Source organism: Streptomyces sp. NPDC043854, from assembly GCF_056436005.1.
On record NZ_JBWKDK010000007.1, the window covers coordinates 34,423 to 57,706 of the forward strand.

Sequence of the window (23,284 nt, forward strand, 5' to 3'; positions counted from 1 at the left end):
TTGCGCGCCCGTGCCGCCACACCCACCCACCCCACCCGCCCCATCCGCGAGACCCGCCCGACCGCCCGACCCGGAGAACTGGGAGAGCCGCCCATGACCGCCGCGTCCCCGCCAGAGGTGCTGCGCGCGCCCCTCGTCGTCGAGTTCCCCTTCACCCGGTCCCTCGGACCGGTGCAGAGCGCCTTCCTCACCGGGCTGCGCGAGCGCGTCGTCCTCGGCGTGAAGACCTCCGGCGGCACCGTGATGGTCCCGCCCCTCGAGTACGACCCCGCCACCGCCGAGGAGTTGCGCGAGCTCGTCGAGATCGCCGCCACCGGCACCGTCACCACCTTCGCCTGGAACGGCCGCCCCCGCCCGAACCAGCCCCTCGACACCCCCTTCGCCTGGGTGCTGGTCCGCCTCGACGGGGCCGACACCGCCCTGCTGCACGCCCTGGACGCGCCCGGCCCGGACGCCGTCCGCACCGGCATGCGGGTCCGCATCCGCTGGGCCGCCGAACGCACCGGCTCCATCACCGACATCGCCTGCTTCGAACCCTGCGACCCGGACGAGCCCAGCCGGCCCGCGGCCGGCCCCCCCGCCCCGCACGACGGGGTCTTCACCGAGCCCGTCACCCGTATCGTCGCCCCCGCCCGCCTCGACTACACCTACAGCCCCGGCCGCGCCCAGACCGCGTACCTGGGCGCCCTCGCCGAGCAGCGCACCGTCGGCGAACGCTGCCCCTCCTGCCGCAAGGTGTACGTCCCGCCCCGCGGCGCCTGCCCCACCTGCGGGGTCGCCACCACCGACCGCGTCGAGGTCGGCCCGCGCGGCACGGTGACCACCTTCTGCATCGTCAACATCAAAGCGAAGAACCTCGACATCGAGGTGCCGTACGTCTACGCGCACATCGCCCTCGACGGCGCCGACCTCGCCCTGCACGGCCGGATCGGCGGCATCCCCTACGACCAGGTCCGCATGGGGCTGCGCGTCGAGCCCGTGTGGGCCGAAGGCGGCCGCTACCCCGACCACTACCGCCCGACCGGCGAACCGGACGCCGCGTACGACACGTACAAGGAGCTGTTGTGACCGACGGGACCCGGTGCGCGCGTGAGGTCGCGGTCGTCGCCTTCGCGCAGAGCGACCACCTGCGCCGCACCGACGAGCTGAGCGAAGTCGAGATGGTCATGCCGGTCCTGCACGAGGTGCTCCGCCAGGCCGGACTGCGGACCTCCGACATCGGCTTCACCTGCTCCGGCTCCTGCGACTACCTCGCCGGCCGGGCCTTCTCGTTCACCATGACCCTCGACGGCGTCGGCGCCTGGCCGCCGATCTCCGAGTCGCACGTAGAAATGGACGGCGCCTGGGCCCTCTACGAGGCCTGGGTCAAGATCCAGACCGGTGAGGCCGACACCGCGCTCGTCTACGCCTACGGCAAATCCTCCCCGGGCCCGGTGCGCGACGTCCTGACCCGGCAGCTCGACCCCTACTACCTGGCGCCCCTGTGGCCCGACCCGGTGGCCCTGGCCGCCCTCCAGGCACAGGCGCTGATCGACGCGGGCGAGACCGACGAGCCCGCCCTCGCAGCCATCGGCGCCCGCAGCCGGGCCGCCGCCGGGGCCAACCCGCACGCCCAGCTCCGCGGCCCCGTCCCGCCGGGCGACTACCAGGTCCGGCCGCTGCGTACGGGCGACTGCCCACCCATCGGCGACGGGGCGGCCGCGGTCGTGCTGGCCGCCGGCGACACCGCACGGCGGCTGTGCGCCCGCCCTGCCTGGATCACCGGCATCGACCACCGCATCGAGGCCCACGGCCTGGGCCTGCGCGACCTGACCGACTCCCCGTCCACCCGGACCGCGGCCCGGCACGCCGGCTTCTTCGACCGGCCCGTGGACACGGCCGAACTGCACGCCCCGTTCTCCTCCCAGGAGGTCGTGCTGCGCAAGGCCCTCGGCATCGGCGACGACGGCGCCGTGGCCGTCAACCCCTCGGGCGGGGCCCTGGCCGCCAACCCGCTCATGGCCGCCGGCCTGATCCGGATCGGCGAGGCCGCCGCCTGGATCCACCGGGGCGAGTCCGACCGGGCCGTCGCCCACGCCACCTCCGGCCCCTGCCTCCAGCAGAACCTGGTCGCCGTCCTGGAAGGGGACCGCCCATGAGCAAGGAGCCCGTGGCCGTCGTCGGCATCGGCCAGACCAAGCACGTCGCCGCCCGCCACGACGTGTCCATCGCCGGCCTCGTCCGCGAGGCCGCGGTCCGCGCCCTCGCCGACGCCGAACTGGCCTGGGCGGACATCGACGCGGTCGTCATCGGCAAGGCCCCCGACTTCTTCGAGGGCGTCATGATGCCCGAGCTGTACCTCGCGGACGCCCTCGGCGCCGCCGGCAAGCCCATGCTGCGCGTGCACACCGCCGGCTCGGTCGGCGGGTCCACGGCACTGGTCGCCGCCAACCTGGTCGCCGCCCGCGCCCACCGCACCGTGCTCACCCTGGCCTTCGAGAAGCAGTCCGAATCCAACGCCATGTGGGGCCTGTCCCTGCCCGTCCCCTTCCAGCAGCCGCTGCTGGCGGGCGCGGGCGGCTTCTTCGCCCCGCACGTGCGCGCATACATGCGGCGCACCGGCGCGCCCGACACCGTCGGGACGCTCGTCGCCTACAAGGACCGCCGCAACGCGCTGAAGAACCCGTACGCACACCTCCACGAGCACGGCATCACCCTGGAGAAGGTCCAGGCCTCGCCCATGCTGTGGGACCCGATCCGCTACTCCGAGACCTGCCCCTCCTCGGACGGCGCCTGCGCCATGGTCCTCACCGACCGGGCGGGCGCGGCCCGTTCGCCGAAGCCGCCCGCCTGGCTGCACGGCGGCGCGATGCGCAGCGAGCCGACCCTCTTCGCCGGGAAGGACTTCGTGTCGCCGCAGGCGGGCAAGGACTGCGCGGCCGACGTGTACCGGCAGGCGGGCATCACCGACCCGCGCCGCGAGATCGACGCCGTGGAGATGTACGTGCCCTTCTCCTGGTACGAGCCGATGTGGCTGGAGAACCTGGGCTTCGCGCAGGAGGGCGAGGGCTGGAAGCTCACCGAGGCAGGGGCGACCGAACTCGACGGGGACCTCCCGGTGAACCCCTCCGGAGGCGTCCTGTCCACCAACCCGATCGGGGCCTCCGGCCTGATCCGCTTCGCCGAGGCGGCCCTCCAGGTCCGCGGCCAGGCCGGGGAGCACCAGGTGCCCGGAGCCCGGCGGGCGCTGGGACACGCCTACGGCGGCGGGGCGCAGTTCTTCGCGATGTGGCTCGTGGGATCCGCGGCCCCCGCCTCCTGACCGCCTCCCGGGCGGGACGGGCCCGGGGCCGGCGTTCGGCGACGTCCCCGTCGCGCGTGACGCACCGTGGCCTGTGCGACACGCGCCGCGATCGCCACCCTGGCCCCGGACGCGTGTCGCGGTTCACCCTCGTCCCACCCCTGCAGGAGCCCGCCACTGCCCGCCCCGGGATCCGGAAACCGCGACCGGCCACGTACCATGGCGGCATGTCCTTCCTCCGCCGCAACCGCGCCGCCACACCCGCCGGCCCGGACTTCGACGTCCTGGCCATGGACCCGGGGGACTGGCCGGGCAATCTCGGGGCCGGGCTCCTCCCCGCGCCCGACGGCAGCTGCCAGGGCGTCTTTCTCCGCTACGACCTGTTCGGCGGACGCGGCCCCGCAATGATCATCGGCAACCTTCCCGAGGGCTCCCCGGCCCGGGACCTCGGCGAGGGCCAGGTGCCCTTCGAGGTCGCCCAGCTCCTCGACGCCCTCGAGAACGACGAGGACGTCCAGGTCACCGGCACCGAGGACTGCCCCGTGATGCAGGGCGACAACCTCCTCATCGTCCGGAAGGTCAAGCTCTCCGAGAGCCGGATCAGCTGCGTGCAGTTCGACCGCAGCGACAACGTGCTGGTCACCATCGCCAGCTGGGACCGGCCCATCAGCGACGACCTGTACGCCCTGCTCAAGCCGCTCCCCGCCGAGCTCTTCCAGCAGGGCTGACAGCCGGGGCCGACGGCCCCGCAGAACCGGAAGGCGCCGCGGACCCGCGGCGCCCCGGTCGCACCGGACCCGCCGGCCCGGCCGGGCCCGGCCCGCTACGCGTCCGCGATGTCGTTCGCCGCGATGTAGCCGAACGTCATCGCGGGGCCGATCGTCGATCCCGCACCCGCGTAGCTGTGCCCCATCACCGCGGCGCTCGCATTGCCCGCCGCCCACAGGCCCCGGATCACCGAGCCGTCCGGCCGCAGCGCCCGGGCCCGCGCGTCCGTGACGATGCCGCCCTTCGTCCCGAGGTCGCCCGGCACGATCCGGAACGCGTAGAACGGCGGCGCCCACACCGGCGCCAGGCACGAGTTCGGGTACACGGCGGGGTCCGTGTAGTAGTGGTCGTACGCCGTGTCCCCGCGATGGAAGTCGCTGTCGGACCCGTTCCACGCCTGCGCGTTGAACCGGTTCAGCGTCGCCCTCAGCGCCCCCGCCGGCACCCCGATCTGCCCCGCGAGCGCGTCCCAGGTCCAGGCCTTCCTGACCGCGCCCGCCCCGTACCAGGAGTCGGGGAACGGAAGCGTCGGCAGGACGTCCTTGAACAGGTACCTGTTGCGGTAGTTCTGATCCACGATCAGCCAGGCCGGGATGTGCGAGCCGGGTGCGCCCCGGTCCTTCTCGTACATCACGTGGACCACATCGCTGTACGGGGCCGCCTCGTTGACGAACCGGGCACCCGCCGCGTTCACGATCAGCCCGCCCGGCAGGGTGCGCTCGGCGAGGCAGAAGTACGGCTCCCCCGGCAGCGGGATCGACGGACCCCACCAGGCGTCCTCCATCAGCGCCAGGGCGGCCCCGACCCGCTCGCCGGCCCGGATGCCGTCGCCCGTGTTCTCCTTCGCGCCCACCGACCACTGCGTGCCGATCGGCTGCTGCTGGTACTGCGCCCGCATCTGTGCGTTGTGCTCGAACCCGCCCGAGCCGATGACCACCCCCTTGCGGGCACGCACCACACCCCGCAGGCCTTCCTTCTCCACCACCACACCCGTGACCGCCCCGCCCTCCTGCACCAGGTCCACCAGCGGGCTGCCGAGCCACACCGGAACCCCCGCGTGCAGCAGGCCGGCCCGCAGCCCGGCCGCCAGGGCCTGGCCCATGGTCAGCGGCCTCTCCCCGCGCAGGGCCGCCGCCGTACCGCGCGCCAGGCACTCGGCGGACACCGCCATGCCCTTGGCGTTGACCGCGGCCAGGGTCAGCCACTTGTAGTCCTGGCTGAACACCACCATCCCGGCCGGGACCGGCAGGTACGCCGGGTTCAGCCGGGCGAGTTCGGCGCCCAGGACATTGCCGTCGAGCTGGTCGGGCTCGATGGAGCGGCCGTTCGGCAGCCCGCCGGGAAGGTTCGGGTAGTAGTCGCTGTACCCGTCCATGTACCGGAAGCGCAGCGGGCTGTTGGCCATCACGAAGTCCAGCATCCGCGGCCCGTTCGCCAGGAACGCCGCCTGCCGGTCCGCCGGCACCTCCGGCCCGACCACCGCGGCCAGGTACGCCGCCGCCTTCGCCGGGGTGTCGGGCACCCCCGCGCGCAGGATCACCGAGTTGTTCGGCAGCCAGATCCCGGCCCCGGACCGGGCCGCCGAGCCGCCGAAGGCGGGGGCCTTCTCGACCACGAGCACGCTCAGGCCCCGCCGGGCGGCCGTGAGCGCCGCGGTCATCCCGGCGGCCCCGGAGCCGACCACCACGACGTCGTACTCGCCCAGCGCAGCCCCCTGGCCGGCGCCGTCGGCCCGCGCCGCGGCGGCCGGCAGCACGGCGGCCGCGACCCCGGCCCCGGCCCCGGCGAGGACCGACCGGCGGGAGGGCCGGGTCCGGGAACCCGGGGCGGGGGAGGGGGAGGCGCTCGCAGTCATGGGCAGGCTCCAGCGGGGAGGGGACGCGGGACAGGCAAGACCTGATGCTCTAAGCGGCCTCGGGGAAGTGGGGCACGCCCCCGCGCCGCCCGGCACGGCACCTCGCCGCACTGCCACATCACCCAAGTACGTCCAGTACGAGCGCGATGCGGCAGCACGCCGATGCACCGCACCGGACGACGCGGAAACGCACCCCACTTCCCCGAGGCCGCTTAGCAGCAAACTGTGCGCGGGAGCACGGGAAGTCAAGCCATGCGCGAGCCCCGACGCACGAAATCCCGTGGTACGCACACGAGGTGTGTACGCCACGGGATCTTCGTACGGGGGTGCGGGCCCGACCGGTGGTCAGCGGGTCCCGACCGCCGCGCGTACCGCCCTGCGGGCCATGCCGCAGTCGTCGTGCAGCCGGCGCAGCAGCAGCCGCTGCTCCTCGCCGGAGGAGAGGGCGCCCGCCGGCAGGGGCTGTGCCGGCGCGGCCGCCGCCATCGACCGCTGGACCGCCGTCTCGGACATCCGGATCTCCCTGGTCAGCACCAGCATCAGGTTGACCAGGAAGGCGTCCCGGGAGGCCGGTCCGGCCGACTGCGCCAGCCGGCTGATCTGGCTGCGCGCGGCCGGTGCGTCGCCCAGGACCGTCCACAGCGTGGCCAGGTCGTAGCCGGGCAGGTACCAGCCCGCGTGCTCCCAGTCGAGCAGCACCGGCCCGGCCGGGGACAGCAGCAGGTTCGACAGGAGCGCGTCGCCGTGGTTGAACTGCCGCTGCACGCCCGCGAGTTTCAGGCCGTGCAGCAGCTTCTGCAGGTCACCCAGGTCCCGGTCGGTCAGCAGCCCCAGCTCGTGGTACCGCGCGATCCGCTGCGGATAGTTGAGCGGGTCCTCGAACAGCTCCGTCGGCGGCCGCCACTGGTTCACCCGGCACACCGCGCCCAGCGCAGCCCGTACGTCGGCCCGCGGCGGGGCCTCCACGGGGTGCCGCTGCAATGCCGCGACCCGGCCCGCCATCCGTTCGACCACCAGCGTGCAGTTCTCGGGGTCCGCGGCGATCAGCCGCGGCACCCGGACCGGCGGGCGGTGCCGGACGAACGCCCGGTACGTCGCTATTTCGTGCCGGTACCGCTCGCGCCACTCCGGCGAGTGGTCCAGTAAAACCTTCGCCACGGCCGTCGCCCGGCCCGTCGTCCCGACCAGCAGGACCGACCGCCCGCTGCGCCGCAGCACCTGCACCGGCGCGAACTCCGGACAGATCCGCTGCACCGAGGCGAGCGCGGTGCGCAACTGCGCGCCCTGCGGCCCGGACAGGTCGATTCTTCCGCTGAGCGGCTGCGCCACGGCCCCCGGCATGCGCCGTGCCCGCAGGGCGCCGGGCACCGGTGCCGCGGGACGGCCGGGATCGAGATAGGAGCCGCCGCCCGCCTGGAGCGTGCGGAGCGGCCGGACCGGGGCGGACACGGAGGACGTTGCTGCGTACATGGCTTGCGGTTCCCTTCGTGCGCCGACGAGTTGCGTACGCCGCCCCGCCGATCCCGTACTTCACCCTGGGGAGTTCCGCCGGTGACCGGGTCGGGGAGGCGCATTCCTACCTGACACCCGGCGAAGGGTGGCGGACCACGAAGCGTGCCCTGGCGAACCCTGGCGATTAGTCGCTGGGCACTTGGCGGAGGGCTAGGGTCAAATCAGCCGAGAACCTGGGGGCTTGACGTGAGCAAAGGTCCAAACACCCGACTGAACGACCTGTTCGGCCTGGCCGGCTGGTCGAAGGGAGAGCTGGCGAGGATGGTCAACCGGCAGGCGGCGGCCATGGGCCACCACCAGTTGGCGACCGACACCTCGCGGGTGCGTCGCTGGATCGACATGGGGGAGACCCCCCGAGAACCGGTACCCACCGTACTGGCGGCCCTGTTCACCGAGCGGCTCGGTCGTGTCGTGACCATCGAGGACCTCGGGTTCGTACGGCAGCGGCGCACCTCCAAACGGCAGGCGGACGGGGTGCAGGAGAACCCCGACGGCATGCCCTGGGCGCCCGAACGCACAGCCGCGGTCCTCACCGAATTCACGGGAATGGACCTCATGCTCAACCGTCGCGGTCTGATGGGCGCGGGAGTGGCGCTCACCGCTACCTCCGCCCTCACCAACGCCATGTACGACTGGCTGCACACCGACGCGCGCGCAGCCAAGGAACCCCAGCGCATCGGCGAATCCTTCCAGGCCGATCCGGTCGCCTTCGACCGCTACGAGGCCGCCCCCATCGGCTCCGAGGAGATCGAGGCCCTGGAACGCTCCGTGGAGGTCTTCCGCGCCTGGGACGCCTCCAGAGGCGGGGGCCTGCAGCGGAAAGCCGTGGTCGGGCAGTTGAACGAGGTCGGGGGGATGCTCGCCTACCACCACCCCGACCACCTCCAGCGGCGGCTGTGGGGGGTGGCGGCCAACCTGGCTGTCCTGGCCGGCTGGATGTCCCACGACGTGGGCCTCGAACCCACCGCGCAGAAGTACTTCGTCATCGCCGCGCACGCGGCCCGCGAGGGCGGCGACCGGCCGCGCGCCGGGGAGGCCCTGTCCCGCGCCGCCCGCCAGATGGTCCACCTGGGCCGGCCCAACGAGGCCCTGGACCTGATGAAGCTGGCACAGTCCGGCTCCGGCGACGAGACCCTGCCGCGGACCCGCGCCATGCTGCACACCATCGAGGCCTGGGCGCAGGCCGCCATGGGCAAGGGCCAGGCCATGCGCCGCACGCTCGGCGAGGCCGAGGACCTGTTCGTGTCGGACAAGGGCGACGTGCCCCCGCCGTCGTGGATGCAGCACTTCGACGAGGCCGACATGCACGGCATGCAGGCGCTGGCCTACCGCACCCTCGCCGACCACGACCCCTCGGCCGCCCCCATCGCCCAGCAGCACGCCCGGGAGGCGCTGCGGCTGCGGTCCGGCGGCCACCAGCGCTCGCAGATTTTCGACTACATCTCGATGGCCTCCGCCTGCTTCATCGCCGACGACCCGGAACAGGCCGACCGCTACGCCCGGCTGGCCCTGGTCTCCATGAACGAGACCTCCTCGCACCGGACGTGGGACCGGCTGCGCGAGATGTACCGGCTCACCGCCCAGTACGCGGGGTACGCACGCATCGAGGACCTGCGGGTCGAGATCAAGCTCGCCCTGCCCAACAGCCCGGCGCAGCACACCGTCTAGACCGTGAGCCGGCCCACCGCATCCGCCTCCGCCTCCCCGTCCGCACCGGTACCCGCACCAGTACCGGCACCGGCGTCCGCTTCGGCTTCCGCATCCCCGTCCGCCGCCACCGGCGTACGAAGAGGGGGAAGGCCGCGCCCACCGGCGCGGCCACGACATCCCCCGGTCGTCTGTCGTCCGTCAGTCCGCGATCCGGGCCACGAGCACGCAGGCGTCATCCTCACGGTCGCTCGCGCCGAACTCCTCCACCACCATGCGCAGGCAGTCCTGCGCCGACCACGCCGCCGTGAGCCGCGGCGCCAGCGCCAGCAGCCGCTCGGTGCCGTCCGACCGGACCGCGCCGGTACTGCAGGGGGCGAGCCCGTCCGTGTGCAGGACCAGGACGTCTCCGGGCTCCAGCCGCTCCTCGGCCTGCCCGTACGCCGCCCCGGAGGTCGCGCCCAGGAGTACGCCCTCCGGCGCGATCAGGGCGCGGCCGGCGCCGCCGCGGAACAGCAGCGGGGCCGGGTGTCCGGACTGGGCCCAGGAGAGCGTCCGGCGGGCGGGGTCGTAGCGGCAGCACACGGCTGACCCGAGCGCGGGCTGCACGGAGGCCTCCAACAGCTGGTTGAGCCAGCCCATCAGCGGGCCCGGCTCGATGCCGGCCACCGCCATCCCGCGCAGGGCGCCGAGCATCATCGCCATGCCGGACGTGGCCGTCACGCCGTGGCCGGTCAGGTCTCCCACGGTCAGCAGCGAGCAGCCGTCGGGCAGTTCGAGCGCGTCGTACCAGTCGCCGCCGATCAGGGCGCTGCTCGCGGAGGGAAGGTAGTGCGCGGCTACGTCGAGCGCGCCGGTACTGCCGTGCGGGAACCGCAGGGAGCCGCGCCAGGGGGGGAGCACGGCCTCCTGCAGCTCGACCGCCAACCGGTGTTCGGTGTGTTCGATCTCCCGTCGGCGCTGGAGCGAGTCACGGGACTCGCGGACGGCGCGCTGGCTTCGGCGCAGCTCACTCACGTCGCGGAGCACGGCCCACATGGAGGCGGTGCAGCCGTCGGGGTCGAGCACCGGCTCGCCCCGCATGTGCAGGGTCCGGACCCGGCCGTCGGCCCGGACGATGCGGAACTCCCCGTCGATCGGCTTGCCGTCGACCAGGCAGGCCGTCACCATCGCGGTCAGCAGCGGCTGGTCCTCGGAGAACAGGGTGGATCCCAGCTCGTCGAGGGGGAGCGGGCCCGCCCCGGGGGAGCGGCCGAAAATCCGGAACAGCTCCTCGGACCAGGTGACCTCATCGGTCAGCAGGTTCCACTCGGCGCTGCCGACGCGGGTCTGCACGGCGGTATCGGCGTCGTCCTGCGGACCGGGTTCCGGGAGCTCTTCGAGGTCGGGGGCGGGCGGCAGCCCCTCCTTGAGCTGGTCCAGCTGCTCGCGCAGGTCGTCGAGGTGGTGCACGGCGAGGTCGCACAGCGCACGCTGCCAGCGGCCCTGGACACCCTCGTCATCGACGACGGTGTCGCGGCGCACGGCGTCCACACCGCCGCGCAGCCGCCGGGTCTGCGAGATCAGTGCGTCCACCGACCCGGGCTCGGGCGGCTGCGCGGGACGGTCCGCGAACAGGTGGGACGGCATGGGGACTCCGATACGGGCGCGACACGGCCAGGTATGAAGAGGGGGGTGGGCCTACGACGACTGTGGCACAGGCCGCGAAGGGCTGTAAGGCGTTTGGCAACATCCGCAAAGGTCTTGCTTCCGGCATATGCCAAAGGCCTTCCGGCCGGTCTCCTGACCGTGCGAACGATTCCGGTCATGATTCCGTTCGCGGCTCCGGCCGGCCGTCTCCGGCAGCCCGCTCCCCGTCCCCGGCCCCGGGCGCCTGCGTCCGCGGAGCCCCGGCCGTCACACGGTGAGCGGGACCGCGTGGATCTCGCTGGCCGGGTGGCCGGTGCGCGTGTGGATCCGCTGGACCGCCTCCGCCGAGGGCGCCTCGGAAAGGCAGTACACGGTGCCCGAGCTCGGGTCGGCCCAGGCGCGCTCGAAGTGCACGCCCTCGTCCTTCTCGATCGCCAGGTCGGCCTTGTGGGCGGCCGACAGCTGGGCCTGCGTGATGCCCTTCATGTCGTGGTGGACGTCCATGAACTTCGTCATCGCCACACACCTCCTGTGGGGTTCTCTCCCTCCATCGTCCGCCCGTGGCCGGAAACAGTCCTGCCGGGGCGGCGCCGGTCGAGCGCACGGTCGAGGGACTCCCCGTCCGGGTCGCGGGACTCGTACGCGGGGACCTGCGGGTCCCCGACCGGGCACCCCCCGAACGAAGGACCCCCCTCCCGGTTCGAACGAAGAACCCCTCCCGGTTCCCCGTGCCGTTCCGCTTCCCACCCCCTCGGACGGCCGCTACCCTACGTGGCGGTAATGAGCCGGAGGTGACGGGAGACGCCCGTGCGAACAGGCCCGCAGTCGGGGGACAGTGACATGACCGGGCAGAGCCGCCGTTCCTTCCTCACCCACCTGGTCGCGGCGCCCACGCTCGCCCTCGTCACCCGGGCCGGAGCCGACGCCCTCGCCCCGCAGCCCGCCCACGCCGTCGTCCCGACCCTGCCCGCCCCGGCCGATCTGGTGGACCTCGGCGACCTGTTCATCCTGGCCGGCGCCCCCACGGCCGCCCTGCTCGCGCTCACCGTCGAGCCCGACGGCACCATCCGCTTCCGGCTGCCGCGCGAGGAAGTGGGCCAGGGGCTGACCACCGCCGTGGCCATGCTCGTCGCGGAAGAGCTCGACGCGCCGCTGGCCTCCGTCCGCGTGGAACTCGACGACGCCCGGCCCGAGCTGCTGTTCAACCAGCTCACCGGCAGCTCCAACTCCATCCGCTCGCTGTACGGGCCGGTCCGCCGCACCGCCGCCACCGCCCGCGCCCGCCTCGTCGCCGCCGCGGCCCGCCGCTGGAACCTCCCCGCCTCCTCGCTGACCACCGCGAGCGGCACCGTACGCGCCCCCGACGGCCGTACCGCCGACTACGGCAGCCTCTCCGCCGCCGCCGCCGACCCGGCCCTGGCCGTGCTCGGCGCGACCCCGAAGAACACCGACCGGCACACCCTCGTCGGCCGGCCCACCGGCCGGATCGACGCCCGCGCCATGGTCACCGGCGCCCAGCGCTACACCCTCGACCTCGACGTGCCCGGCGCCAAACCCTGCGTGGTCCGCCGCCCCCCGACCCTCGGCGGCACCGTCCGCTCCGTCGCCAACCTCGCCGCCGTCCGGGCCATGCCCGGCGTCCTCGACGTGGTCACCATCCCGACCGGGGTCGCCGTCGTCGCCGAGACCTTCGGCCAGGCCATCGACGCCAAGGCCGCCCTCCGGGTCTCCTGGGGCCCCGGCCCCGCCGACCACCTCTCGGACGCCGACGTACGGGCCAGGCTGCGCGCCGCCGTCCCGCCCCTGCTCGTCCCGCCGCTCCTCACCCCGTACGTGGACGCCGAGTTCGACTTCGCCTTCGTCAGCCACGCGCCGATGGAGACCAACTGCGCCGTCGCCGACGCAAGGGACGACCGCGCCGAAATCTGGTCCGGCCTCAAGTCCCCGATCGTGGCCCGCCAGACCATCGCCGCCGAACTCGGCCTGCCCGTGGACAAGGTCACCGTCCACGTCGTCCAGGCCGGCGGCTCCTTCGGCCGGCGCCTCTTCTTCGACGCCGCCCTGGAGGCCGCCCGCGTCTCGAAGGCCTGCCGCCGACCCGTCCGGCTCATGTGGACCCGCGTCGACGACACCCGGCACGGCCGGATGCGCCCCGCCACCCACCACCGCATCCGCGCCACCCACGCCCTCGGCGAGATCCTCAGCTTCGAGCACCGGGTCGCCGCCGCCGAGACCGACTTCCGGCACGGACTCGGCGAGATCATCACCGCCACCGCCGCCGGCCTCCCGCCGGGCATCGGCAACGCCACCCTGGCCCAGACCCTGTTCCACACCACCGTGAAGTCCCCCTACCACTTCGGGCTCACCACCCAGGCCCTCACCGAAGTGCCCACCGGCATCCCGACCGGCTCCTGGCGCTCGGTGTACTCCGCCAACACCCGCGGCGCCGAGGAGATCGTGGTCGACGAACTCGCCGCGCGGACCGGGCGGGACCCGTACCGGTTCCGCCGCACCTTCCTCAAGACCGACGCCCAGCGCGCGGTCCTCGACAAGGCGGCGGCGGAAGGGCAGTGGGGCCGGCCGATGCCCGCGGGCTGCGCCCAGGGCATCGCCTTCCACGAGGAGTACAAGTCCCGTACGGCCTGCCTGGTCGAGATCGATGCGCGCGACCCGGAGCACGTCCGGGTCACCAAGGCCGTCATCGCGGTCGACGTGGGCCTGCCCGTCAACCCGCGGGGCCTGGAGGCCCAGATGATCGGCGGACTCACCGACGCCGTCTCGACCACCCTGCGGGCCGGCCTGCACCTGGACAAGGGCCTGCCGTTGGAAGGCAGTTACAGCCAGTTCCACTGGGCCCGGCAGCGCGACACCCCGCGCGACGTACGCGTCATCGTGATGCCGGCGACCGGGGACGAGCCCGGCGGCGCCGGCGAGCTCGGGGTGCCCGCCGCCGTGGGCGCCATCGCCAACGCCTGGGCCCGGGCCACCGGGAACAAACCCCGCAGCTTCCCGCTCCGCTTCGACGTCGACTTCACCCCCTACCCCCGCTGACCCCGCAGTTCAGGAGCCCCGACGTGCCCTTGCACACCTTCACCGTCAACGGGCGGAGCGTCACCGTCGACGCACCCGACGACCTGCCCCTGCTGTGGGTGCTGCGCGACATGCTCGGCGTCCGCGGCCCCAAGTACGGCTGCGGCGTGGACGTCTGCAAGGCCTGCACCAGCCACCTCGACGGGCAGGACGTCCGCCCCTGCGTCGTACCCGTCTCGGCCTGCACCGGCAGATCGGTGACCACCATCGAAGGACTGGCCGACGGCGACGAGCTGCACCCCGTGCAGGAGGCCTGGCTCGAACAGGACGTCTCCCAGTGCGGCTTCTGCCAGCCCGGCCAGATCATGGCCGCCGTCGCCCTGCTCCGGCGGACCTCCACACCCACCGACGAGGACATCGACGCCATCGCCAACATCTGCCGCTGCGGCACCTACTTCCGCATCCGCGAGGCCATCCGCAGCGCGGCGGCCCGCATGTGAGCGAGAAGGACCCGGAGACACCCCCGTCCGCCGCCGCCGGCGCGCTGCTCGTCGACTGCGTCCTGCCGACCGCGAAGCGGCCCTTCCGGCCCGCGCCCTGAAGACGCGCCCCGCCCCCCGGTCCGCGCGGCCGGGCGGTCAGGCAGGGCGGTGGGGCGGACGGCCGGCGGCGGTCTTCGGGGCGGAGGCCGGGTCGCCCGCCGTGCGCTGGAGGACCGCGGCGTGGGCCAGGGCAAGTTCCACCACCTGCGCCGGATCGGACAGGGAGCGGCCGGTGAGGTGCTCCAGGCGGCGCAGCCGGTTGGAGACGGTGTTGCGGTGGCAGTACAGGACCTGCGCGGCCTGCGTCGTCGAGCCCTGGCAGGCCAGCCAGGTGCCCAGCGTGGTCAGCAGGACACGGCAGTCCTCCGGGGGCAGCGCCAGCACCGGGCCGAGCACCACCTGCCGCAGCCGGCCCGCCAGTTCGGCCTGCGAGGCCACGAGCGCCATCGGCAGCCGCTCGTCCAGCAGCGCTGTGTGCGGCCCGGCGGACCCGGGCGCGGTGCGCAGCGCGAGCGCGGCCAGCCACCGGGCCCGGGCCAGGTCCCCCGGGGCTTCCACGACCGGGCTGACCCCGGCCCGCACCCCCAGCGGGGCGAGCAGGTCCCGTACGGACTCCAGCGGACGGCTGCCCAGTTCCACCAGTCCGGTCTCCCCGTCGGCGCGGATCCGCCACAGCACCCGCGGCCCGGTCGCCGCCGGCTCGGCGCCGTGCCCGCCGGAGCTGCCCGGGCCGATCACGACCACCGCGAACCGCCCCCGCTCGGGCAGCCCCAGCTGGGCCGCGGCCTCCGAGGCCGCCGGTCCGTCCGCCGGGCCCCCGCCGTCCAGCAGGGTGTCCAGCAGGGCCGCCCTGCGCTCCCGGTCGCGGTCGAAGCGCGCGGCCTCGGTACGGCGGTACGCCTCGGCCACCGCATCCGTCAGCTGGTCCACCACGTCCCACAGCACCGAGGCGAGCGGCAGCAGCCGGGGGAGCGCGGCCGGGTCGTGCGCGGTCACCGCCTCGGTGAGGGTGTGCCACAGCAGCCGGCCGCCCCGCCGGTAGGTGCGCAGCAGCGAGGCGAGCGGCAGGCCCTGCTCGGCGCGGAGCGTGCCGGTGGCCCGGGCGTCGCCGAGCTCCACCGGCAGCCCGCGCGCGCTGCGGACCAGTCCCTCGACGGACTGCGCGAGGTTGTGGTGGATCCGCTCGCGCAGCTCGGCCCGGCCGAGCAGGGCGGCGTACGCGGGGTCCTCGGCCAGCGTCCGGCCGGCGAGCCGGTCCGCCGTCACGGCGACCCGGCGGGACAGTTCCTCTCGAATCTCGTCGATGATCCGCTCCATGGGGGCAGAGTGACACGTGAGAGGCGCTGGTGGGGAGGGTCGGGATCCGCCGTGTCCGCTAGCGTGTCCGAATCACTGCGCGTGGAGTGCCCACTGCGCAGCGTTCGGCACACCCGCACACCCGCACACCCACACACCGTCAGGAACCGCCCATGCGCCACAACCCCGAGCGCCGCACCGCGCTGCTCGACGCCGCCATCGAGGTCCTGGCGCGCGAGGGCTCGCGCGGCCTCACCCTGCGGGCGGTCGACGCCGAGGCGGGGGTGCCGACCGGGACCGCCTCGAACTACTTCGCCAACCGGGCCCAGCTGCTCGTGCAGATCCTGCACCGCACCCGGGAGCGGATCGCCCCCGACCCGGCGGACCTGCCCACACCGCTGGACACCAAGGTGCTGCTCATGCTGCTGCTGGAGCGGATGCGGCGCGAGCGCAGCGTGCACATCGCGATGCTGGAGCTGCGGCTGGAGGGCATCCGGCGCCCCGAGCTCCAGGCGGAGGTGGCCGGGTTCCAGACCGAGGAGCTGGAGGCGAACATCGCCTGGCACCTGGCGGTGGGCCTGCCCGGGGACCGGCAGGGCATCCGTCTGGTGTACCTCGCGATGCTGGGCCTGATGCTGGACGATCTGACCGCGCCGACGATGCTGGAGGGCTACCCGGTGGCGGGCATCATCGACACGATGGTCGAGCGACTCCTCCCGGAATCCCCCGCACAGTGACTATTGTGCCGGTCGGGGGAGTGCCGGCACGATGCGCGGAGGACCGACCGTGGACATGATCGGGGACCGGGGCGGCGCCATACGGTGGCTCGCCGACTGGGACGGCTGGTACGCCGGCCTCACCTTCGCCCGGGGCATAGGCCCCGAGGAGCTCGCCCGGCGCCTGGGCGCGCTGCCCGGCATCCGGCCGGGCCCGCTGGGCGCCGCTGACGCCTGGACCATGGTCGCCGAGACCACGGACGGCGACGGCGTGGCCCGCGTCGGCCGGTGGGGCGGCTGGTCCTTCGCCGTCGAGCACGGCATGCCGGCGGGTGCCGACCGGCTGGCCGAGGTCTCCCGCGGCGGCGCGGAGGCCGTCCACCTCGACCCCCAGCCCGACCATCCGCCGAAGCTGTTCTCGTACGCCCGCGACGGTGAGCTGGTCTGCTGCTTCGGCCTCGGCGAGGAGGCCTGGCGCGGCGGCCACCGGCCGGACTACCTGCTTCCCGAGCTCGTCACCGCCGGCGTCCTCACCGCCGACGGCGCCTCCCCCGCCGACCGCGAGGGCGAACCCTGCGCCGACCGGGACCGCCGCACCCTCGCGGTCCTGGAACGCCGCTTCGGCCTGTCCCTGCCGCGCCGCCTGATCGAGGACGCCCCGCTCCCGGCTTTCCTGACCTGCACGCAGTGACCGGCCGCGGTCACCCGGACGGGTCATGCCCGTTCGTGTCCGCCGCTCGAATCCCGCGCCGGCCACACGGCTCTCCCGTCCCGGCAGGCGGGCCGTGATCAGCAATCCCGATCAGAAGTCGACGGGTTCCGGCCAAGGTGTCGCGCTGTTCTGCGCATGTTCCCGCGGAAAATGCCAGACGGCCCTTCCGGGCTGCGGAACTTGAGTAGGTTCCCTCCTGTCGCGCCGGACGACGTGTACCTCGCACATCCGGTCGGGAGGGGAGCCCGCGTGCCCGGGATCGACGAATGCCTGCTCGAAGCCATGGCCCTGCCTGGTGCGCGCGGGGCCGCGCTGGTCGACTGGAGCAGCGGGCTGGCCCTCGGCACCGCCGGGGCGTCGCCCGTCGGCGACCACGAGACCACCGCCGCCGAGACGGCGGAGCTGGCCCGGGCGGCCGCCGAGTACGAGTCCTTCGCCCAGCCCGCCCCGGCCGCCGTGGCCCCCACGGCCGTGGCCCCGGTGGCCGCCGGCGCCGACGGGCCGCCCGTCGAGGACGTCATCGTCACCACTCAGACCGGCTACCACGTGCTCCGCTTCGTCGAGACCAGCTTCGACAGCAGCGTCTTCCTCCACCTCTGGCTCGACCGAACCGAGGGCAACTTGGCCCTCGCCCGCCACAGACTCCGGACCCTCGCGGAGGAACTGGTGCTCAGATGACCGCCTTCGCAACCGGCGCCGTCTCCCCGCTCCTCACCCGGCTCGCCGCCGAGCGCGCCACCGGCGCCCTGCTCCGCGACCGCGGCACCCTCTTCCTCCAGGACGGCCGCATCGTCCACGCCGAGAGCCCGGCCACCCCCGGCCTCGACGTCCTGCTCACCACCGGCGGCGGCCTCGCCCCCGAGCGCTGGCGCGAGGCCGTGGACCGGGCCGGGGCCCACGGCCAGGTCGCCCGCTTCCTCGTGGACAGCGGCGGCCTCGCCGGTGGCGAAATGGAAATCTGCCACCTCGCCGCGATCTTCGACGCCGCCTTCTTCGCGCTCTCCCCAGGCAGCGGGCCCTCCCGGTTCCGCCGCGGGGCCACCCACTGGATCGGCTCCGTCCGCTCCGTCCCGGCTTCCGCGGTCGAGCGCGAGACCCAGCGCCGCCGGGAGCTCCTCGACGCGGTCTGGCCCTACCCGCAGCTGGACACCGCCCCCGTGGTGCCCCGCGCGGCGGCCCCCGGCCAGACCGTCACCGCCCGCCAGCGGCTCCTGCTGGCCCACACGGACGGCGTCCGGACCCCCGCGGACCTGGCCTGGGTCCTGGGCCGGCCGGCCTTCCACACCCTGCTCGACGTACGGCGCCTCGCGGCCGCGGGACTCGTTGCGACCCCGCTCCCGTCGGCCCCGGTGCCCGTCGCGGCGACCCTGCCCGACTGGATGACCCAGACCCAATCCCCGGACGTGGCGCTGCTCCGCCGGCTACGCGATGCACTGGAGGCAAGCCTGTGAGGCTCCCGCTTCGACCGGCACTGCGCGCCGAGCGCGCCGACCGCCCCGAGCGGAGGCAGCCCGAAAGGAGAAAGGCCGAGATGAGCACGGCGATGGTGCCCGCAGAGGCCGAAGCCGAGATACTTGCCGAGCTCCGCCGGCTGCGAGCCCGGGTCCCCCAGCTCAGCGGGGCCCTTGCCGGAAGCTCCGACGGCCTGGTCCTGGCCCAGGACAGCGCCGCCACGGAGGTCGAGGCCGTCGCGGCCCTGACCGCGGCCGCCCTCGGGGTGGCACAGCGGCTCAGCGACAGCACGGGCCAGGGCGGATTCCGCGAGCTGCTCGTCCGCGGCGAGCACGGATACGTGGCCACCTACGCCGCCGGCGAGGCCGCCGTCCTCACCCTGATCGCGGAGCCCCGCGTCAACGTGGGCCGGCTCCACCTCGAGGCCCGCCGGTCCAGCCTGCGCATAGCCGAGCTGATCGACCACACCCTCGGGCGCCGCGGACCCGGGCCGGCCCTGCCGCCGTCCCCGTCCGCCTGACACCCCGCGGCAACCGGACACGGCAGCAACCGAACGATCACGAACCGCACGTACACCCACGTGCACAACCCGTACACAAGGAAGGAACCGGATCATGGCCAGTGTGGAGACCGCGCTCAAGGAAGCCGCCACCGTCATCGAGGGAGCCCTGGGCGTCGCCCTCGTCGACTACGACAGCGGCATGGCCCTCGGCACCATGGGCGGCGGCAAGGACCTCGACCTCAGCGTGGCCGCGGCGGGCAACACCGACGTGGTGCGCGCCAAGGTCCGCACCATGGACATGCTCGGACTCAACGATGACATCGAGGACATCCTGATCACCCTCGGCGGTCAGTACCACCTGATCAGGCTGCTGAAGGGACGGGGCAGCAAGGGCTTCTTCCTCTATCTCGCCCTCGACCGCGGCCGCGCCAACCTCGCGATGGCCCGGCACCAGCTCAAGAAGATCGAGAGTGAGCTCGAAGTCTGAGCGAACGTTCGGTCGAACATCGACGCCGAGGTGGCGGGCGGCTGAAATCTTTGCCGTCCGTCCCAACAGGTGGCGGCATATGTCCACGATGGGGGGACTTTATCATCCTGTAACCGAGTAGGATGCTCTCAACCTCTGATCATCCAAGAGTTTCTTTCGCTGGAGAACCCGCCACCCATGCCCCCGCGCCTGAGCATCGTCGTCCCCGTCTACAACGTCGAGCTCTACCTCGACGAGTGCCTGGAGTCCATCGCCGCCCAGACGTTCGCCGACTTCGAGTGCGTCCTGGTCGACGACGGTTCCACGGACAACAGCGCCGCCATCGCCAAGGCCTTCGCCGCGCGGGACAAGCGGTTCCGGGTCGTCATGCAAGAGAACGCCGGCCTCGGCGCCGCCCGCAACGTGGGTGCCCGCCACCTCACCGAGGGCACCGAGTACCTGGCCTTCGTCGACAGCGACGACACCATGCCCGACTACGCGTACGAGCGCCTGATCGCCGCCCTGGACGAGACCGGCTCCGACTTCGCGGGCGGCAACGTCAAGCGCTTCCGCTCCGTCGGCATGCAGCAGTCCTGGGGCCACCGGGCCGCCTTCGCCAAGACCCAGCTGAAGACCCACATCTCCAAGTTCCCGGCGCTCGTCACCGACCGCACCGCCTGGAACAAGGTCTACCGGCGCAGCTTCTGGGACGAGCACGGCTTCCAGTACCCCGAGGGCATCCTCTACGAGGACGCCCCCGTCAGCATTCCGGCGCACTACTTCGCCTCCAGCGTCGACGTCCTCAGCGACTGCGTCTACCACTGGCGCGTCCGCGAGACCGGCGAGCGCTCCATCACCCAGCGCTCCACCGACCCGGTCTCCGTCATCGACCGCGTCACCTCGATCCGCCTGGTCCGCGAGGCCCTCAAGGGCAAGCAGGGCGCCAAGTACGCCCGCTACCTGCGCGACTACGACCACAACGTGCTGAGCGAGGAGCTCCCGCTCATCTACAAGTACGTCGGCGAGGGCGGCCCCGAGTTCCGCGCCGCGTTCGTCAAGGAGGTCGGCGGCCTCGTCCGGGAGATCGGCACCGCCCCCTGGTCCGGCCTCACGGTTGCCGACCGCCTCAAGGCCTACCTCGCCAGCGAGGGCCGCGTCGAGGACTTCATCGCCCTCACCGACCACCAGCGCGACTACTCCTACAGCGTCCCGGCCAAGGGCCTGGCGCGCCCGCAGGCCGACTACCCCTTCCTGCACGGCCGTCCGCCGGTCCCCGCCAAGCTCCTCACCCTCGGCAGCCGCGAGCTCCGCGTCGTCAGCCGCCTGGAGCAGGCGGTCTGGAAGGAGGGCAAGCTGCTGCTGCGCGGCTACGCCATCCCCGGCCACCTCGGTGCCGAGAGCCGCCTCGCCTCCCGCAAGGTGCTGGTCTTCCGCGAGGGCGGCAAGCGCCGCCGCACCGTCGTCAACACCCGGACCGTCGCCTCGCCGATGGCCACCGTGAACGTCCCGCACCTGGCCCTGCGGCACGCCGACTGGGCCGGCTTCACGGCCGTCGTCGACCCGAGCACGTTCCAGTCCGGCGGCACCTGGCACGACGGCATATGGACCACCTCGATCGCCGTCACCGGCGCCGGCGGCCTGCACCGCGCCCGCCTCAAGGGCGGCGAGTCCGACAGCGGCCAGAACCCGCCCGCCCACTGGGTGACCCCGGACGTCCGCATCGTGCCCAACGCCCAGGGCTCCCTGACCATCCAGGTCGAGGTCGTCCGGGCCCGCGCCCTCGACGTCCGCCCCGGCGGCGACGACTCCGTCGAGATCGCCGGCGAGATCGCCGCCGAGCTCGGAGGCTCCGGCGCGACCCTGCGCGCCGAACACGTCTCCAGCGGCACCGTCCTCACCCTCCCCCTGGAGACCGCCGCGGCCACCGGCTCCGGCCGGGTCCCGTTCACCGTGCGCGTGCCGCTGGCCGACCTGGCCGCCGTACCGGACGCCGAGGTCGCGCCCGGCGAATGGGCCCCCGAGCCGTGGAGCCTGGCCGTCACCGGCACCGACGGCAAGGACCACCGCCTCGTCCACGACGAGCGCGGCGGCTTCACCGGCCTGGTCATCCCGCTGCCCGGCGGGGACACCGGCCGCACCGTCTTCGCCAAGCGCGGCAACACCGGTCACCTGACCCTCTCCGTGCAGCCCTCCGCGCCGCTGATCGACGAGGTCTCCGCCCAGGACGGCGCCTTCACCCTGCGCGGCCGCTTCACGGCGCCCGTGGACGAGCCGTATGAGCTGGTCTTCCACAACGCGAGCGGCACCGAGTTCAGCTACCCCGTCACCCGGGACGGCGACACGTTCGAGGCCGTCTTCGAGCCCGTCCTGCCCGAGTCCTACGCCGGCCGCGCCACCCTGCCCCACGGCCGCTGGTGGCCGACGCTGCGCCCGGTCTCCGAGGCCGGCACCACCGCGGGCCTGCTCGGCGTCGAGCGCGGCGCCCCGGTCCAGTTCGCGGCCGGTGCCCTCCAGGCCGGCCCGGTCGGCCTCACCGTGCTGGGCCGCCGGATGCGGATCGAGGCCCGCTTCTACGACCGGATGGCGCTGGTCGCGGACGAGATGCTCTCCCCGCACGACCGCTCCCGGTACGCCCAGCGCGTCCTGCGCGACGAGACGTACCCGGCGCGCCGCGCCCTGCCCCTCAAGGACATCGTCGTCTACGACACCTTCCAGGGGCAGGCGTCCGGTGACGCGCCGCGCGCCATCCACGAGGAGCTGGTGCGCCGCGGCGAGAAGCTGGACCACATCTGGCTGGTCCGCGACGCCCGCGCCGAGGTCCCGCCGACCGCCCGCGCCGTGGAGTACGACAGCGTCGAGGCCTGGGACGCCCTGGCCCGCGCCCGCTACTACGTCCTGAACGACAGCGTGGCGCGCCGCTTCCGGCGCCGGGCCGGCCAGGTGGTCGTCCAGACCTGGCACGGAACGCCGATCAAGGAGATCGGCCACGACTTCATCCACGACTACTACACCAGCCCGGAGGTCCTGGACGACCTGGAGCACGACAGCGCCCAGTGGTCGCTGCTCGCCTCCCCGAGCTCGTACGCGACCCCGGTCCTGAAGCGCGCCCTCGGCTACAAGGGCGAGGTCATCGAGTCCGGAAGCCCGCGCACCGACGCGCTCGTCCGGCCCGACGCCGAGCGGATCGCCGAGGTCAAGCGGCGGCTGGGCCTGCCCGAGGGCAAGAAGGTCGTCCTGTACATGCCGACCTTCCGGGAGAACCGCGAGAGCTTCTCCGGCGGTTACAAGCTCGACCTACAGATCGACCTCGACGCGGCCCGCGAGGCGCTCGGCGAGGACCACGTCCTGCTGGTCCGCGGCCACCACCGGGTCACCGAGCAGGTCCGCGACCAGGTCCGGGACGGCTTCGTCGTCGACGTGTCCCGCTGGCCGGACGCGACGGACCTGCTGCTCGTCGCCGACGTGCTGATCTCGGACTACTCCTCCGCGCTGTTCGACTTCGCGCTCACGGACCGGCCGATCCTGCTCTTCACGTACGACCTCCAGCACTACCGGAGCACGCTGCGCGGCTTCACCTTCGACCTGGAGGCGACGGCGCCCGGTCCGATGCTGGCGGACTCGGCGAGCCTGATCGAGGCCGTCCGGAACGCCGACGCCCTCGGCGAGGAGTACAAGGAGGCGCGGGCCGCGTTCCGCGCCGAGTTCTGCGACCTGGACGACGGCCGCGCCACCGAGCGCGTCGTCGACCGGATGCTGGAGAAGGGCGCGAACCCGGAGGCCTGAGCCGAAGGAGTGCATTCCAGGCGTTGAACAGACCCGCCCCGGGCCCACCGGTGAATTTCGGGCCCGGGGCGGGTCTGTAGTGGGAGGAAGGGGT

General features: G+C 73.6%; 19 protein-coding genes. 14 read left to right on the forward strand and 5 right to left on the reverse strand.

Features of this window, described 5'->3' with window-relative positions; translation table 11 throughout:
- Nucleotides 1-93: 93 nt before the first annotated feature.
- From AC068A_RS09130 to AC068A_RS09145, 4 genes are all read left to right on the forward strand, one after another.
- Complete coding sequence (locus AC068A_RS09130; protein WP_478582880.1) at nucleotides 94-1,068, forward strand: Zn-ribbon domain-containing OB-fold protein; 975 nt, start codon at nucleotides 94-96, stop codon at nucleotides 1,066-1,068.
- Nucleotides 1,065-2,138 (forward strand): thiolase domain-containing protein, encoded by a 1,074-nt coding sequence (locus AC068A_RS09135; protein ID WP_478582883.1) that lies wholly within the window; start codon nucleotides 1,065-1,067, stop codon nucleotides 2,136-2,138. Before AC068A_RS09130 ends, AC068A_RS09135 begins: the two co-directional genes overlap by 4 nt.
- Nucleotides 2,135-3,301, forward strand: coding sequence for a thiolase domain-containing protein (locus tag AC068A_RS09140; protein WP_478582886.1), 1,167 nt, complete (start codon nucleotides 2,135-2,137; stop codon nucleotides 3,299-3,301). Before AC068A_RS09135 ends, AC068A_RS09140 begins: the two co-directional genes overlap by 4 nt.
- Before the next feature lie 206 nt (nucleotides 3,302-3,507).
- Nucleotides 3,508-4,008 carry a hypothetical protein gene (locus AC068A_RS09145; protein WP_478582889.1) on the forward strand — a complete coding sequence of 167 codons (501 nt, stop codon included), beginning with the start codon at nucleotides 3,508-3,510 and terminating at the stop codon, nucleotides 4,006-4,008.
- Between the two features lie 95 nt (nucleotides 4,009-4,103).
- On the opposite strand, the gene kstD is transcribed toward AC068A_RS09145, so the two are convergent.
- Both kstD and AC068A_RS09155 read right to left on the reverse strand, forming a co-directional pair.
- Nucleotides 4,104-5,903, reverse strand: a complete 1,800-nt coding sequence (gene kstD / locus AC068A_RS09150; protein WP_478582892.1) for a 3-oxosteroid 1-dehydrogenase — start codon at nucleotides 5,901-5,903, stop codon at nucleotides 4,104-4,106.
- A gap of 345 nt (nucleotides 5,904-6,248) precedes the next feature.
- Nucleotides 6,249-7,373 carry an aminoglycoside phosphotransferase family protein gene (locus AC068A_RS09155; RefSeq protein ID WP_478582895.1) on the reverse strand — a complete coding sequence of 375 codons (1,125 nt, stop codon included), beginning with the start codon at nucleotides 7,371-7,373 and terminating at the stop codon, nucleotides 6,249-6,251.
- A gap of 228 nt (nucleotides 7,374-7,601) precedes the next feature.
- Between AC068A_RS09155 and AC068A_RS09160 the strand changes: the two genes are divergently transcribed.
- Nucleotides 7,602-9,083: a DNA-binding protein NsdB gene (locus AC068A_RS09160; RefSeq protein WP_478582898.1), complete on the forward strand. Its 1,482-nt coding sequence runs from the start codon at nucleotides 7,602-7,604 to the stop codon at nucleotides 9,081-9,083.
- A gap of 180 nt (nucleotides 9,084-9,263) precedes the next feature.
- Here the strand turns inward: AC068A_RS09160 and AC068A_RS09165 are convergent, their stop codons facing one another.
- Together AC068A_RS09165 and AC068A_RS09170 are read right to left on the reverse strand one after the other, a co-directional pair.
- Complete coding sequence (locus AC068A_RS09165) at nucleotides 9,264-10,691, reverse strand: PP2C family protein-serine/threonine phosphatase (RefSeq protein ID WP_478582900.1); 1,428 nt, start codon at nucleotides 10,689-10,691, stop codon at nucleotides 9,264-9,266.
- Nucleotides 10,692-10,958: 267 nt separating this feature from the next.
- Nucleotides 10,959-11,207, reverse strand: coding sequence for an SCO4226 family nickel-binding protein (locus AC068A_RS09170; protein ID WP_478582902.1), 249 nt, complete (start codon nucleotides 11,205-11,207; stop codon nucleotides 10,959-10,961).
- Between the two features lie 324 nt (nucleotides 11,208-11,531).
- On the opposite strand from AC068A_RS09170, the gene AC068A_RS09175 reads away from it, so the two are divergent.
- Both AC068A_RS09175 and AC068A_RS09180 read left to right on the forward strand, forming a co-directional pair.
- A complete protein-coding gene (locus tag AC068A_RS09175) occupies nucleotides 11,532-13,742 on the forward strand; it encodes a xanthine dehydrogenase family protein molybdopterin-binding subunit (RefSeq protein WP_478582905.1) in 2,211 nt (736 codons plus the stop codon).
- 23 nt (nucleotides 13,743-13,765) lie between these two features.
- Entirely contained in the window at nucleotides 13,766-14,221 is a 456-nt protein-coding gene (locus AC068A_RS09180; protein ID WP_478582908.1) for a (2Fe-2S)-binding protein, read from the forward strand.
- Between the two features lie 138 nt (nucleotides 14,222-14,359).
- Here the strand turns inward: AC068A_RS09180 and AC068A_RS09185 are convergent, their stop codons facing one another.
- Entirely contained in the window at nucleotides 14,360-15,580 is a 1,221-nt protein-coding gene (locus AC068A_RS09185; protein WP_478582910.1) for a PucR family transcriptional regulator, read from the reverse strand.
- 152 nt (nucleotides 15,581-15,732) lie between these two features.
- On the opposite strand from AC068A_RS09185, the gene AC068A_RS09190 reads away from it, so the two are divergent.
- The 7 genes from AC068A_RS09190 to AC068A_RS09220 all read left to right on the forward strand — a co-directional run bounded on the left by AC068A_RS09190 (nucleotide 15,733) and on the right by AC068A_RS09220 (nucleotide 23,190).
- Nucleotides 15,733-16,296: a TetR/AcrR family transcriptional regulator gene (locus AC068A_RS09190; protein ID WP_478582913.1), complete on the forward strand. Its 564-nt coding sequence runs from the start codon at nucleotides 15,733-15,735 to the stop codon at nucleotides 16,294-16,296.
- A 31-nt stretch (nucleotides 16,297-16,327) separates the two neighbouring features.
- Entirely contained in the window at nucleotides 16,328-16,966 is a 639-nt protein-coding gene (locus AC068A_RS09195; RefSeq protein WP_478582915.1) for a DUF6461 domain-containing protein, read from the forward strand.
- A 270-nt stretch (nucleotides 16,967-17,236) separates the two neighbouring features.
- On the forward strand, nucleotides 17,237-17,665 hold the full coding sequence (locus tag AC068A_RS09200; protein WP_478582918.1) for a hypothetical protein: 429 nt from the start codon (nucleotides 17,237-17,239) through the stop codon (nucleotides 17,663-17,665).
- On the forward strand, nucleotides 17,662-18,438 hold the full coding sequence (locus tag AC068A_RS09205; protein ID WP_478582921.1) for a transcriptional regulator: 777 nt from the start codon (nucleotides 17,662-17,664) through the stop codon (nucleotides 18,436-18,438). Before AC068A_RS09200 ends, AC068A_RS09205 begins: the two co-directional genes overlap by 4 nt.
- 92 nt (nucleotides 18,439-18,530) lie before the next feature.
- Entirely contained in the window at nucleotides 18,531-18,959 is a 429-nt protein-coding gene (locus AC068A_RS09210) for a roadblock/LC7 domain-containing protein (protein ID WP_385670845.1), read from the forward strand.
- Nucleotides 18,960-19,053: 94 nt separating this feature from the next.
- Nucleotides 19,054-19,428 carry a hypothetical protein gene (locus AC068A_RS09215; protein ID WP_478582924.1) on the forward strand — a complete coding sequence of 125 codons (375 nt, stop codon included), beginning with the start codon at nucleotides 19,054-19,056 and terminating at the stop codon, nucleotides 19,426-19,428.
- Between the two features lie 177 nt (nucleotides 19,429-19,605).
- A complete protein-coding gene (locus AC068A_RS09220; protein WP_478582926.1) occupies nucleotides 19,606-23,190 on the forward strand; it encodes a bifunctional glycosyltransferase/CDP-glycerol:glycerophosphate glycerophosphotransferase in 3,585 nt (1,194 codons plus the stop codon).
- The last annotated feature ends 94 nt before the right edge of the window (nucleotides 23,191-23,284 follow it).